The organism is Anaerohalosphaeraceae bacterium, from assembly GCA_035378985.1.
In the GTDB taxonomy this organism is placed as follows: Bacteria; Planctomycetota; Phycisphaerae; order Sedimentisphaerales; family Anaerohalosphaeraceae; genus JAHDQI01.
The window spans coordinates 16,617-31,251 of the sequence record DAOSUR010000022.1 but is presented as its reverse complement, the minus strand read 5'-3'; the positions used below and the strand labels follow the sequence as shown (position 1 = coordinate 31,251).

Annotated in this window: 10 protein-coding genes; 4 read left to right on the top strand and 6 right to left on the bottom strand. The window is 55.5% G+C overall.

The window, feature by feature from the left end; all coding sequences use genetic code 11:
- Window positions 1-148 precede the first annotated feature (148 nt).
- Window positions 149-1,120, bottom strand: coding sequence for a hypothetical protein (locus tag PKY88_12180; GenBank protein ID HOQ05957.1), 972 nt, complete (start codon window positions 1,118-1,120; stop codon window positions 149-151).
- A 484-nt stretch (window positions 1,121-1,604) separates the two neighbouring features.
- Between PKY88_12180 and PKY88_12175 the strand changes: the two genes are divergently transcribed.
- Window positions 1,605-2,960 carry an FtsW/RodA/SpoVE family cell cycle protein gene (locus PKY88_12175; GenBank protein HOQ05956.1) on the top strand — a complete coding sequence of 452 codons (1,356 nt, stop codon included), beginning with the start codon at window positions 1,605-1,607 and terminating at the stop codon, window positions 2,958-2,960.
- Here PKY88_12175 and PKY88_12170 read toward each other — a convergent pair.
- From PKY88_12170 to groES, 4 genes are all read right to left on the bottom strand, one after another.
- A complete protein-coding gene (locus PKY88_12170) occupies window positions 2,957-4,219 on the bottom strand; it encodes a tagaturonate epimerase family protein (protein ID HOQ05955.1) in 1,263 nt (420 codons plus the stop codon). The genes PKY88_12175 and PKY88_12170 overlap by 4 nt on opposite strands.
- A 317-nt stretch (window positions 4,220-4,536) precedes the next feature.
- Complete coding sequence (locus PKY88_12165) at window positions 4,537-4,815, bottom strand: hypothetical protein (protein HOQ05954.1); 279 nt, start codon at window positions 4,813-4,815, stop codon at window positions 4,537-4,539.
- Window positions 4,816-4,871: 56 nt separating this feature from the next.
- Window positions 4,872-6,485 carry a chaperonin GroEL gene (gene groL, locus PKY88_12160; protein ID HOQ05953.1) on the bottom strand — a complete coding sequence of 538 codons (1,614 nt, stop codon included), beginning with the start codon at window positions 6,483-6,485 and terminating at the stop codon, window positions 4,872-4,874.
- Between the two features lie 45 nt (window positions 6,486-6,530).
- Window positions 6,531-6,821, bottom strand: a complete 291-nt coding sequence (gene groES / locus PKY88_12155) for a co-chaperone GroES (GenBank protein ID HOQ05952.1) — start codon at window positions 6,819-6,821, stop codon at window positions 6,531-6,533.
- 410 nt (window positions 6,822-7,231) lie between these two features.
- On the opposite strand from groES, the gene PKY88_12150 reads away from it, so the two are divergent.
- On the top strand, window positions 7,232-9,109 hold the full coding sequence (locus PKY88_12150; protein HOQ05951.1) for a phosphoenolpyruvate carboxykinase (GTP): 1,878 nt from the start codon (window positions 7,232-7,234) through the stop codon (window positions 9,107-9,109).
- Between the two features lie 59 nt (window positions 9,110-9,168).
- Here the strand turns inward: PKY88_12150 and PKY88_12145 are convergent, their stop codons facing one another.
- Window positions 9,169-10,026 carry a type II secretion system protein gene (locus PKY88_12145; GenBank protein ID HOQ05950.1) on the bottom strand — a complete coding sequence of 286 codons (858 nt, stop codon included), beginning with the start codon at window positions 10,024-10,026 and terminating at the stop codon, window positions 9,169-9,171.
- 286 nt (window positions 10,027-10,312) lie between these two features.
- Between PKY88_12145 and PKY88_12140 the strand changes: the two genes are divergently transcribed.
- Both PKY88_12140 and mnmG read left to right on the top strand, forming a co-directional pair.
- Window positions 10,313-12,631, top strand: a complete 2,319-nt coding sequence (locus tag PKY88_12140; protein ID HOQ05949.1) for a TonB-dependent receptor plug domain-containing protein — start codon at window positions 10,313-10,315, stop codon at window positions 12,629-12,631.
- A 137-nt stretch (window positions 12,632-12,768) separates the two neighbouring features.
- Entirely contained in the window at window positions 12,769-14,583 is a 1,815-nt protein-coding gene (gene mnmG / locus PKY88_12135) for a tRNA uridine-5-carboxymethylaminomethyl(34) synthesis enzyme MnmG (GenBank protein ID HOQ05948.1), read from the top strand.
- Window positions 14,584-14,635: the final 52 nt, after the last annotated feature.

Genomic DNA, 14,635 nt, shown 5'->3' with positions numbered 1-14,635 from the left:
AGGGTTAACCCTGCGCTCGCCAGCGGCACCATTCCCAGAATCAGAATCAGACTTAACAACTTCTTCATCATCGTTCTCCTTTCAATTGTTCGAACAATCGTTGTCTATTGACGTTAACTTCCCGCGTGTGAAGTGTGTGTCATGTTAATTAATTCGTCCAGAAATTGTAATTCGCAGAATCGCAAACCGGAACACCGGGCCCCTTCGGAGGCTCTTTCACCCCGTAGTTGGCAAGTAATATCGGAAGATCCTGAGTGTAAACACGGATATACCCTGTCACTGCATTACCCTCGCGTGTCCGATTAAGGTCTGCGCAAATTCCATTGGTAATCGTTGCAACACCAGGTCCCTTCGGAGGTTCCTTAATTCCGTAAGCAGCCAAGAAAGTAGATAGATCCTGGGTATATACCCAGATATAGCCCGTCACTGCGTTACCTTCCCTTGTTCCATTAATGTCGCCACGGCAGTTTCTTTGATAGCACCAACAGTTGGGCTTGCCGAAAGCTACCCAATCCGCATAGAACGGGGCGGTTGACTTTACGCACTCCGGCGGGATGTTCGAAATTGTGGCGCAACCGGAGACCGAAACGGTTCCGAGATCATCGCCGACGACGCCGCCGCGGAGGGCATCGGGCTCAATGCAGACCTGCGCGCTGGTGCCGGCAAAGTTGCTCAGTTTAATCTTGGCCAGCAGACCGCCCGCCGTTACGCCGCCCTGATTGCCGCTGTTGTCCAGGGCACCCAGGCTGATAACAAACGTGGTGGCCGGCAGCGTGGACAGAACGCCCGCAGCATCCGGATTGGCCAGGGCATGGGCACCCGTGCCGGGCAGGGCTGTCTCGCTGGGCAGCGTGCCGAGGAAGCCGGGGTTGCTGTAGTAGTAATCAATGTAGGCATTGAACGCGGACATCACATCGGTCACATCCGCAATGGCCGCCAGGTCGGCACCGGTGATGGTCACCTTGATAGCCATTCCGCGGACCACCGAACCGCCGTCAATCGCCAGATTCAGCTCGGCGATTTGGTCATTGGCGGTCCCTTCCGCCACCGACACGGTCACGTTCGCCCATGTCGGCGCAGCGATTGCAATCGCCAACAAAATCGGGAGTACTTTTCTCATTGCTACACCTTCCTTTCTCTTTTTCTTTTTCCCCTATTCATCACCCTTAAAGGCCACGCGCCTCAAGGTTTTCTCTCGCTTCCGAAATTCCCCCATGCTTTAGCAGAATGATGAAACGAAATGACTTTCCATCACCCTCTTCATTTTCCCAAATCTCACTTTTCTGCTCCTCAACACAACGCTGATAATACAATAAAGCCGCCGCCGAATCAAGAAAAATTTTGAAAAAGTCAAAAAAATCCGATAAGCCGCCGCTTACCTATATTGAAAAATAAATTGTGGATTACGTCTATCGCTTTATACCTCTTTCTGAATTCGGACAAAAAGTTTCCTTTTCCGGCCCGCCGAAAGACGATACAATTACAATACAGAAAATCCAAAATCCTAAATCCGAAACTCGAAATCCGAAATTAGAAAATCAAAGGTTTAAAACCTAAAAATCAAAACTGAAAATGCGAAATTTTGTATTTACAAGAGATAACAGATGTTAAAAGACCTGTTTGCAGGACGACTGCTTTTCACGCGGATATTTATGCTGTCGGCAGGGTTAATACTGACCGCCGTCGGTATTGCTGTGATTTATGCGGCCGGCCATCCGGCACCTTTGGAGCCGCAAATCCCCTATCTTAACACTGAAAACGCTAACGATGCGGAAACGCAGCCGGCAGAAGCGGAAACGACGACTACCTCTGAACGGGCCGCCAAACTAGCCTCACTCTGGAAAAAACAGATATTTTATGTCTTTATCGGTCTTGTCGGGATGATTACCGTCAATCTAATCGGCTATCGCCGGCTGGGTCCTGTCTCTTACGGCTTGTATGCAGCCGTGCTGGTTCTGTTGGCAATTTTGCTGGTCGATATCATTATTGATATTCCGTTTGTTCCTTACCGGGAGGGCCGGGCCCGCCGCTGGATTGAGTTTTCCATCGGCAGCCACACTTTTTTCCAGATTCAGCCGTCGGAGTTTTGCAAAATTGCCTTCATTCTTGCTCTGGCGTATTATCTGCGCTACCGCAAAAACTACCGCCGGCTGCTGGGGCTTATCGGACCCTTTGCCCTGACGTTTTTGGCGATGGTGCTGATTCTGCTGGAGCCGGATTTGGGAACGGTCATCCTGATGATGCCGATTTTGTTTGCGATGCTGTTTGCGGCCGGGGCCAAGGGCTGGCATCTGCTGCTGATTATCGGCCTGGCTCTGCTGACGAGCCCAATCCTGTGGATGTCGATGCGCGACTACCAGCGGATGCGAATCGCCAGTCTGGTCCTGCAAAGCCCCAAAGTGCGGGCGATGGCCCGCGAACACCCGACGCTGGCGCGGATATTGGTGGGCAGGCCCGAACGGCTCTATAACTGGAAGGAAGGCGGGGGCTATCAGCTGCTGCAGGCCAAGCAGGCCATCGCTTCCGGCGGGCTGTTCGGCTACGGGTTTGCCCGCGGGCCGTATGTGCAGGACGACTTTTTCTTCCTGCCGGACAAGCACAACGACTTTGTCTTTGCCATTGTGGCTCACCAGTTCGGGCTGGTCGGGTGCCTGGTTATTCTTCTGCTGTACGGGGTGATTATCGCGGCGGGGATGGAGATTGCCTGGCGGAATACGGACCCGTTCGGGCGGCTGGTAGCCGTCGGCATTACCACGATGTTTGCCGTGCAGGTCTTCGTCAATATCGGAATGACACTGGGGCTGATGCCGATTACCGGCCTGACGCTGCCGTTTATCAGCTACGGCGGCTCCAGCCTGCTGACCAACTATATTGCCCTGGGGCTGCTGAACAGCATCGGGCAATATCGGCCCTTCTCCGTCGCCCAAAAACCCTTTGAGTTTCTGCCGGAAACCTCTTAAGCCCCTTTGCCGAAGACCGGCCGGATGTGCCGCTCGAGGAGGTTGGCCGAGACGTGTTTGGCAATCTCCTCCTCGAAACGCTCCAGTGCGTCTGTAAACCGCCTGCCCATTTGGGCGGCGACTTTGTAGCCCACATGCAGCAGCTGCCGGAAATGGGGATTGTAGTCAGGACATCGGGGGTTGTGCCGCAGGGCTGCCGCAAACCGCTTTCCATCCCATCGGTCCACTTCCTTCGGCGCCGGCAGCCTGGCGGCATCGATGTCAATCACCGTCGCATACGGCGCGCACAGGGCCTGGCGGTTTTCGAGGGCCTTGGCATAGACCTCTTTGGCGATGGCCAGCCCTTCGCCGCCGGCTTCGGCCAGGCCGATGAGCTCCTCCAGCCACGTGGTGCCGGCCGTTTTCAGATGCAGCCCGGCTCCGAATCGATGAATCGCCCGGCGGATGGGAGCGTAAATGGAAAACTTGTCGCTGCCGGAATGAACCGACAGCTTCAGATTGGCCGGCAGCCCGAACTCTTTGACGGCAAAGGCAATTACCGCCAAATCTTCGTTGAATTCCTTTTCAAACTGCTCCAGATTGCCGACATAATCGACCCCTTTATTGAATCGGCCGGTAAACTTGGGGGCGATCGTCTGGGCGGGGATACCCTCGCGGGCAATCGCCGACAAAATCAGCAGCAGCTCCACCGGCGTCTGCGGGCTGTCCGTCTCATCCATCGACACCTCCGTAATAAAGGTGCCGGGGCCCTTTTTTTTCGCCAGATGCCGATAGATGCGGCCCGCCTGTTGGACGGCAAACAGATACTTGGCCGCGGCGGCCTCGAGCGTCTTTTCACTGATAACAAACGGACGCTCGATGCCCGGAATCGTCAGAGTTCCCAAAAAATCCCGACAGGAGCGGACAAAGACCTCCATCTCCTTCGGCTCGGCGGGGTGTCCGATTTCCTCGGCCACATCGAGCGTAAAGAAATCGCTGCAGTCGATAAATGATTCCACGTTCTTGAAATTGATATGGTCGGCATCCACATAGTAGGAATGCTTCCAGCCCATCGCTGAAACGGCCGCATCCGCCTCGGCGCGGACATCCGCCGGCCGCGTGCCGATGATGGAATGCTCGCGAAAGGACTTGTTCCAGACCGGCACAATCTCGATGCCCTCCGCCCGGGCCGCCTGCATCGCCCGAAGCTGGGCCCTGCCCTGATGCCCGAACCGATCGCCGATGCCCATCGAATACGTTTCCAGCCGCTTGTCCGCCATAGCACACTCCTGCCTGAAGGAAAACCGCCTTTTTATTGAGTAAAGGGGCTATTTTCGGGAAAACCGGCTTGGGTGGCAAGGATTTTTTGCGATTGAAAAAAAGAGAGGAACGCAAACGGACGGGAAACAAAGGCAAACGAAAAACTACAAAATCCTAAGTTCTAAATTTGAATCTCTAAATCCGAAGGAAAACAAAGAGCAAAAAACAAGAGATTTTGGGACCCATCTTGTCCGCTGGATACGGGAGACTGGCGCTGGACATTGGTCGACGGAAGACAGCCCCGTCCGCAAGGACGGGCAAAAAGAGCAGGCGGGCATTACTGCCAGAGGTCGGGGAAATGGATTTCGACGTTTTCGCGATAGGCCCGGCGTTCTCGGTCCATCTGCCGAGTCAGCCAGTACACTCGAACGGCATAGCCGATCGCCGAAAAACCGGCCGCAAAAAAGACCGCCGCCGCCAGAAACGCAAACAAATCGCGCAGAATAAACACCAGCAGACCAAAGCCGATAAGGAACAGCCCGGTCAGAAAAGCCCCGACGGCCAGCGACCGTCCGGCCTGACGAAACGGCTCTCGTATGAAGAAAAACCGAAACATGGCTGGAGTTCCTAAAAAAGCGGGCCCCGAAAGAGGGGCCCGCCGATTGTCCGCAATTAATATCCGCCGCCGTGCGAATGGGTTTCTTTCTTTTCGGGTATTTCGCTGACAACCGCATCCGTCGTCAGCAGCAGCGACGCAATCGACGCTCCGTTCTGCAGCGCCGTGCGCTCCACTTTGGTCGGCACAATCACGCCGAATTTAATCATATCGCCGTACTCCTTGCGGACGGCATCATAGCCGAAGTTCTTGTCTTTGGACTCAAGAACCTTCTGGGCCACGATGGAGCCGTCCAGTCCGGCGTTGTAGGCAATCTGCTTAATCGGAGCAAAGACCGCCCGGCGGACAATATCGACGCCGATCGACTCATCGCCGACGCACTGAATCTTATCCAGCGCCGGCAGACACCGCAGCATCGCGACCCCGCCGCCCGGCAGAATGCCTTCTTCGACCGCCGCCCGGCAGGCATGGAGCGCATCTTCCACGCGGGCCTTTTTTTCCTTCATCTCGGCCTCGGTGGCCGCCCCGACGTTAATCTGGGCGACGCCGCCGGCCAGCTTGGCCAGCCGCTCCTGGAGCTTTTCAATATCATACTCGCTGGTCGAGGCCTCGATTTCCTTCTTAATCTGTTCGATGCGGCCCTTGATATCCTCGGTCTTGCCGGCCCCCTCGACAATGGTCGTGGTGTCCTTGTCCACCGTGACGCGCTTGGCCTGACCGAGCTGGCTGAGCTCGACATTCTCCAGCTGGATGCCCAAATCCTCAAACAGGGCTGTGGCGCCGGTGAGGATGGCGATATCCTGGAGCATGGCCTTGCGCCGATCGCCGAAGCCGGGCGCCTTGACCGCACAGACCTGCAGGACGCCGCGGAGCTTGTTGACCACCAGCGTCGCCAGGGCCTCGCCCTCGACATCCTCGGCGATAATCAGCAGCGGCCGACCCTGCTTGGCCACCTTTTCGAGAATCGGAACCAGCGACTTGACGGAGCTGATTTTCTTTTCGTGAATCAGGATATAGGGCTTTTCGAGCACACAGGTCCGCTCTTCCGGATTGGTGATAAAGTGCGGGCTCAGATACCCCTTGTCAAACTGCATACCTTCGAGCAGTTCGACCGTCGTCTCCAGCGACTGGCCTTCCTCGACGGTAATCACGCCGTCCTTGCCGACCTTCTCCATCGCCTCCGCCAGGGTCTTGCCGATTTGCGCATCATGGTTGGCCGAACATGTAGCCACCTGCTCAATCTGCTTGCTGGACTCGACGGGAATCGACATCTTCTTGAGTTCTTCGACAATCGCCTCGACGGCCTTGTCGATGCCGCGCTTGACCTGAATGGGATTAGCGCCGGCGGTAATATTCTTGAGCCCCTCCTCAAAGATGGCCTCGGCCAGTATCGTCGCCGTGGTGGTTCCGTCGCCGGCGACGTTGGATGTCTTGGAGGCCACTTCCTTGACCATCTGAGCGCCCATGTTTTCATAGGCGTCTTCGAGTTCGATTTCTTTGGCGACCGTGACACCGTCTTTGGTGACGGTCGGAGAGCCGAAGGATTTTTCAATGATGACGTTGCGGCCGCACGGCCCCAGCGTAATCTTTACAGCACGGGCCAGTTTGCGAATTCCCTCGCGAATGGCCGCTCGGGCTTCCGTATTGTATGCGATCTTTTTGGCTGCCATACGTTCCTTTCTCCTGTCCGAAAAAACTGGATTGTTTATCCCGCTTTACGATTCGATGATGGCCATGATATCCGATTCGTCCATAATCAGATACTCTTTGCCGTCAATTTTGATTTCAGTTCCCGCATAACTGGCAAACAGGACTTCCTGGCCTTTCTTGACGGTCATCTCCGCCCTCTTGCCGTCCTCCAGAAGCTTGCCCTCTCCGACTGCAATCACTTTGCCCCTTCGGGGTTTTTCCTTGGCCGTATCCGGCAGCACAATCCCTCCGGCTGTTTTGTTTTCCGCTTCCACTCTCTGGATAAGCACCTTGTCTGCTAAGGGCCGAATCTTCATAGTTCTCGACTCCTTTTCCCAAAAAAAATCCTACTTGACCATTTCACTCTTTCGGGTCACCGCAAAAAACCCATGTACGATGGGAGCCGTTGAGCAAATCATGTACCAGCCGGAAATCTTCCTTCAGAAAAACGATTCTATCTCTTTCCAGGTCCGTTAGTTAGAATATCCTTATCCGCCGGACAATCCCTGACAAAATTACAGGGGACCTGTTCTATACTTCAGAGAGACCTGCCACCATGACAGGGAAAAAGAGAACCAGTTGAAATTCTATCCAGATAATCGACATAAAACAGCAATTAAGAACGGTGATTTGTGGGTGATTTGTGATTGACTTTTTTAAAGTCCTTTCTACAATCTCGCAGATTTTGTGTCCACACGGAAACACGAGCAAATAGGTTAAGGAAAAAATGACCCAAATTAATAAGTTCATCAGAGAAAAACTGGACGCAAAGAGTCTTCGTCTTCTGGAAGCTGTCAACAACCCCTCTCTCCATGCCTTCATCGAAGACGCTGTCAGACTAACGGAACCGGATAGAATTCGGGTCTTCAGCGACAGTGCGGAAGACATAGCTCTGATCCGTCAAATGGCCCTCAACGGCGGCGGCGAACACCCCCTCAAAACCCCCGGGCATACCTACCACTTCGACGGCCCCAATGACCAGGGACGAGACACGTTCAGCACCCGCTATCTGCTTCCGAAAGATATGGAGCTGGGGGCCAGCTTAAACTCCATTGACCGCACCGAGGGTCTGGAGGAGGTCCGCGGGTTCCTAAAGGGCTCGATGAAAGGCAAGACAATGCTCATCTGCTTCTGGTGCCTTTGCCCGACCAACTCCGACTTCTCGATTTCCTGCGTCCAGATTACAGATTCTCCCTATGTTGCTCACAGCGAAAGTATTCTGTATCGGCCGGGCTACGAACAGTTCAAAAAACTGCCGCCCGATGGAGAGTTCTTCCGCTTCCTTCATTCCGAAGGCGAAACGGATGAAACCGGCTGCTCGATTCACTGGCAGAAGCGGCGGGTCTATATCGATCTGATTGCCGACACCGTCTATTCCGTCAACACGCAGTATGCCGGCAACACCGTGGGACTGAAAAAACTGGCCCTGCGGCTGGCCATCCAGAAAGCCAGCAAAGAGGGCTGGCTGGCGGAACATATGTTCATCATGGGCATCCGCGGCCCCCGGAATCGAACCACGTATTTTGTCGGGGCTTTTCCCTCGGCCTGCGGAAAGACCTCCACGGCGATGCTGCCGGGACAGACCATCATCGGAGACGACATCGCCTATTTCCGCAAACGGAACGGCCGGATGTACTGCGCGAATGTCGAGCAGGGCATCTTCGGCATTATCTGTGATGTCAATCCGGACGACGATCCGGTTATTTACAAAGCCCTCGTCACGCCGGGTGAAGTCATCTTCGGCAACGTCCTCATCGCCGACGGAAAGCCCTATTGGGAAGGAATGGGCTGCGAGATTCCTGAACGCGGCATCAATTTTCAGGGGGAATGGTACAAAGGCAAAAAAGATGCAGAGGGCAAAGAGATTCCGCCCTCACACAAAAACGCCCGCTACACCCTTCGGCTGTCGGCCCTGGATAATCTGGACCCGCAGGCGGATAACCCGGAAGGCGTTCCCATCGGCGCAGTGATTTACGGCGGCCGCGACAGTGACACCCTTGTGCCCATCGAGCAGGCCTTCAACTGGACTGAGGGAATCATCACCAAAGGCGCATCCATCGAATCGGAGACGACAGCCGCCACACTCGGTCAGGCCGGCGTTCGGAAGTTCAACATCATGGCCAATCAGGATTTTGTGTCGATTCCTCTTGGCCGCTATATCCAGAACAACCTCGATTTTGCCGACGGTGTAAGCAATCCGCCTCCGATTTTCTCCGTCAATTATTTCCTGCGGGACGAAAAAAATGAGTTTCTCACGGGAAAACTGGACAAAATGGTCTGGCTGCTTTGGGCGGAGCGGCGGGCTCACAACGAACTGGATGCCATCAAAACCCCGACCGGCTGGATTCCCCGGTATGAGGACCTGGTGCCGCTCTTCCGCGAAAAGCTCGGCAAAACCTACACCAAAGAAGCGTATCAAAAACAGTTCACCATCCGTGTGGACAAACTGATTGAAAAGTTTGACCGCGTGGAGAAAATTTATCGGGACAAAGTGCCGGATACACCACAGATTGTTTATGACACCTTCGAAAACGTCCGGCAGCGTCTGCGGTCGGCCCGCAGACATTACGGCCCGCTCATCAGCCCGTTTGATTTGACAGCGTAAACCCGCTCAAACCGACAAACAAAAAAGCCGCAGAGGTGTGTCCTGCGGCTTTTTTTGCTTCAGCGGCTCAGCCAGGAAATATTGAGCTGTTCCGGATGAGACTGTTTGTGCCATTTCAGCTGCAGCAGGTCCCACAGATAGACCTTCTTGGCGGAGCCGTCCATAAAACCGACATTAATGCCCTTGTTGTGCCGGTTAATCAGCAGACGGGAAATATCATTCTGCCAGATTTCGCCGCTGAAAGAACGGATATCCTCCCAGTATGTTGCCGTAACAATACTGACGTTTTCGGTCGGGTCTGCATCCGTATTCTCCGGGTTCGTGCCAAACCACACACAATCCATAATCATTGGAATCAGGGCCGTTGCGGACGAGGCCATGGCCGGGCCCCTCCAGTGCAGCTGAGGTTTGTAGCGCCACCCGATGTGTTTGGGCGGGTTGACATCATTAATCCACCAGTTGATGCCGTAACTGCCGTAGTTCTTATCTGTGGAATTGGTCAGCCGATGCCCCCGCATCAAAGCTCCGCCGTCGCCGGTATCGCCCCAATAAGCAAATGTGGCCCCATAGCCCCGAGCCGCTGGGTCCGGATGGGGCTGTGCAGCCGAAGGGCAGAGGCGGATTTTGTCAATTTCGCCGTAATATGGCGACAAAATCGGCATCCACTGCCCCTGCTGGAGTTCCGGATTTTGATTGGAGTTGTATTCAATCCAGAAACGCCCGTTGTTGTCCTGCGTATAAGACAAAAAGACAAGTCCCCATTGGCGCTGGTTGGAACGGCAGATGACCTCCTGGGATTTCGCCCGGGCCTTCTTGAGCGAAGGCACGATAATCGCAACCAGCATGGCCATCACAGCCATCACAACCAGCAGCTCCAAAAGCGTAAACGCCCTTTTTGGATGTCCTTTGGTATCCATCTTTGTTCCCTTTATACAGCACAATCGTTTGTACATTTGAATACTATCACTTTTCACGGCCGATGTCAACTCTTTTCCCTACAGGTTCAAAAAAAGTTAGCAATCGTTTGCTATGCTCGACTTATAGGACGCCTCACCCCTGCTTGTCCCCCACGAAAAAGTTCAAAAATTCTGTTTTTTCCCGAAGCGGCTCTTCCTTGTAAAGCCCATTCTGACATTTTCCGAAGCCGAAAATGGAAAACAAGCAGGCGTACCGGCTGAAATCTGTTGCGAAAGGAGAAGACCAATGTCCAGCAATTTCCTATCCCTCCCGGCCAGGCTGTCTGTGCTTTTGGCGGCCGCTGTGATGGTTTTAGCTCCGACGAAACTGCCGGCATCCTCTTCAGGAACCGATGACGAAACCCTTCGGAAAAAACTCGAAGAAGTGTCCGCTGCACTCAATGAACTGAACGCCCAGCGGGAAAAACTGCTGCAGGAAAAAGAACAGCTTCAAATCCAGCTGTGGGGCAGCGTTCCGCAGGAAGAAAAGGAAACCGAAGAATACACCGAACCGCAGGACTTATTCGAAATGTCGATCGTGGACCTAATGAACTTGGATGTGCTGCCGGTCGGAACCCTCACCAAATCCGCCCGGCGCATCTCGCCGGCGGCCATCACCACCATCACCCAGGAACAAATCTGGCAGTCCGGCGCCCACAGTCTCAACGAACTGCTGGAAATCTATATCCCCGGACTCCAATACAGCATTCAGGAATGGGAGTTTCCGCACATCGGAATCCGGGGCATCACCGGCGACCGCGATGATAAATATCTGCTGCTGGTCAACGGACGTGTGCTCAATGAGCGCGGGCACTACGGCGCCCTCAGCGAACGGGACCTGCCGCTTCTGGCCGATATTCATCATATCGATGTGATTCGCGGGCCCGGTTCGGCGATTTACGGTCCCGGCGCCATCTCCGGCGTCATCAATATCGTCACCGAAAACGGCCTGACCTTTCGGGGGACGGAAGTGACGGCCAAGGCCGGAGCCGTCGAAAATTTCGGCTCTATTGAAATCAAGCACGGACGAAAATTCAGCAAAGACAGCGGGGCCTATTTCTATTTCGGACTGGACAAGTATGAAGGCGCCTCTCAGGACTGGACGCCGTATGTGTCCGGCAAATGGTTTACGTCGTGGGGCGATGGGTATACCGTCCGACCGGGCCGGCCGGTTCCGTTTTCGGTGGTCAACGACAACCAGGCGTGGGCCCAAAGCCCTCGGCTGAAGTTTCACACGCAATATACCAACGGCAATTTTGACTTCTGGGCCCGTTTGTCGCGGGGCGGGCTGGACTACATCAATCCGCTGGAGGCCTACAACAACCCGGCCGCCGCCGGCTGGACGTGGGGCCCGGAATGGTGGCAGCCCGCCGGACAGCAGGCCCCGTCGGGCACCGGCTATCAGCAGTTCACGGTGTTTGCCAAATACCTGCACGAGCTCAGCGACACCTTCAATATCGAATATATCCTCAGCTATGACACCTTCCGGTATATGCGCCGCGATTTTTCGAACAACTACAACCGCCACGATGAAGATGAAATCTTCGCCAAGGCCCTGGCCCGCTGGACGCCCGACGAGCGTCATTCCGTCGCCCTCGGCGCAGAACTGTCTCTGGAAAGCTTCAACTCAATGTCCGGCGGAAACTTTAACGCCTGGCGCATCAGCACCTATGACTGGGACAAAGAGGCCTGGACGACGGCCACATATTCCGGTCTCGGCGAATGGCAGTGGACTCTGACGGACTCCGTAACGCTCTTTCTGGGCGGCCGAGTGGACAAAAACAGTTATACCGATACGCTCTATTCCCCCCGTGCCGCCGTGGTGTACTCTTTAACCCCGCGGGACACCCTCAAATTCATCACGGCCCGGTCGGTACGGATGCAGAACGCCGAAGAATCCCGCCTGCGCTGGCTGGAAACCAAAGACACCAGCGATGCCGAAGAACTGGACAACCTGGAGATTCGATGGGAGCGGCAGCACAATGACAATCTCTGGTTTGCCTTCAGCGGCTTTACCAGCAAACTCGATGCAATTGCATGGGATGTCGCTTCGGTCTCCACAACCAACGTCGGCCTTCAGAAATCCTGGGGACTGGAGGGTGAGTTTACGTACAAAAAAGACAGCTGGAATCTCAGCGCCTCTCACAGTTATGTGACCTTGACCGATTTTGACCTTCGGGAGGGAATGAGCACCTACCTGGTCTCCGGCGACCGGCTGTCCAGCTGGAGCGACCACATCACCAAGGTGCAGGCCGGCTATCAATTCAATCCGAACTGGTCTCTGCTGACCTCCGCCCGCATCTATTGGGGCTTTCCGGGTGCGGAGGACTATGCCGAGGCCCATGATACAATCGACGAGGGCTTTTCGGATGCATATGACGCCGCCGTTTTCCTGAACATGGGGCTGCGGTATCAGAAAGAAAAAATCAGCATGGGATTGGACGGCACCAACCTGCTCGGATTTATTGACAAGAAATACAACCGGCGCCTGCGTGTGCAGGGCAACTGCAACGACTATCGTTCCACCGCCCCCTCCGTGCTTTTTTCTCTGAAATATCATTTCTGAAAATTTTGAAGGGCTGCTTGGAAAAGCGGCCCTTCATTTCCCTGTCTTTTTCCAGCAGTTCTGCTTTAGAATTCTCAGAGGGTTAATTTCTCCCGGCTTCTGGTTTTTTCTTAGTTTCCTGCTATTCTAAAGGGCCTATGAAAAAGGACTATGACATTGTGGTTGTCGGGGGCGGACATGCGGGAGCGGAAGCGGCCTGGGCGGCCTCGCGGATGGGCGCCCGGACGCTGCTGCTGACGCTGTCGCGCGACACCATCGCCAAGATGAGCTGCAACCCGGCCATCGGCGGCATCGGCAAGGGCCAGCTGGTTCGCGAAATCGATGCGCTCGGCGGTCTGATGGGTCGGGCCATCGACGCAACGGGCATTCAGTTTCGCGTCCTGAACCGCTCCAAAGGCCCCGCCGTCCAAAGTCCCCGCGCGCAGGCCGACAAATACGCCTACAAGGACTGGATTCGCACCGCCCTCGAAGATGCGGACAATCTGGATATTGCGGAGGGAATGGCCGCCGAGATTCTTCTGGCCCACGGACGCGTTTCGGGTCTGGCCTGTACCGACAGCCGCATCTTTCGTACAAAGGCGGTCATTTTGACTACGGGCACCTTCCTGGGCGGCATCTTGCACTGCGGCCCCGAAAAATGGCCCGGCGGGCGGCTGGGCGAGCCGGCCTGCAACGAACTGTCCGACTGTCTGCGCCGGCTGGGACTGACCGTCCGACGGCTCAAAACCGGCACACCCGTGCGGCTGGACGCCCGCACCGTGGATTTGGACAAACTGGAGGTCCAGCCGGGCGATGAACCCCCGGTGCCGTTTTCGTTTCTGACCGATTCGATTCAGCAGCCGCAGGTGCCCTGCTGGATTACCTACACCAACGAGGCTGTCCACAAACTCCTGCGCGACAACCTCCACCGGGCGCCGATGTTTACCGGCCAGATTGAGTCGGTCGGCCCGCGGTACTGTCCGAGCATCGAAACCAAAATCGTTCGATTTGCCGACAAGAACCGTCATCAGATTTTTCTGGAGCCCGAAGACCGCGCTGTGACGACGATTTACTGCAACGGCATCAGCACCTCCGTGCCCAAAGATGTGCAGGAGGAAATGCTGCGGCTGATACCCGGCACCGAAAACGCCCGGATTGTTCACTATGCCTACGCCATCGAATACGACTACTGCCCGGCCACCCAGCTGAAAATCAATCTCGAAAGCCGCCGAATCCCCGGGCTTTTTATGGCGGGCCAAATCAACGGCACCACCGGCTATGAAGAGGCCGCCGCGCTGGGGCTGACGGCGGGCATCAATGCCGTCCTGTCCGTCCGCGGGCAGGAGCCCTTTGTCCTCGGGCGCGACCAGGCCTATATCGGCGTGATGCTCGATGACCTGCTGACCCGCGAAATTGATGAACCCTATCGGATGTTTACCTCTCGTGCCGAATATCGGCTCACGCTCCGTTCGGACAACGCCGATGTGCGGCTGACACCGCTGGGCCGGCGGTTGGGGCTGGCGGATGACGCCCGCTGGCAGGCCTTTCAAGACAAACAAAAGCAGATGGAGGAGCTGACGGCCTATCTGCGTTCCGTACGGGTCTCGGGCAAGTCGCTTTGGGAATGGCTTCAGCAGCCCGACCATCCGCTTTCCGAAGACCTCAACAGCAATGAAACGGTTCGGCAGATGAATCTGCCCCGACAGGTCCTCGAGGCCGTCTCGATTGCCGCCAAATATGAGGGCTATCTCCAGCGTCAGCAGCGGCAAATCGAGCGGTTCCGCCGGCTCGAAAACGTCCGCCTGCCGGAGGGGCTGGATTATTTCCAGGTCCCGCACCTGCGGTATGAGGCCAAAGAAAAACTGACGGCCTTTCGCCCGTACACGCTCGGGCAGGCCTCCCGAATCGGCGGCATTACCCCTGCGGACATCGATGTGCTGGCCATTTACCTGCGAAAAACCGTAAGCGCTTGACAGAAAAACAGATAAAACGGTACAGACCGCAGGATACCCCCAAAAATCATCG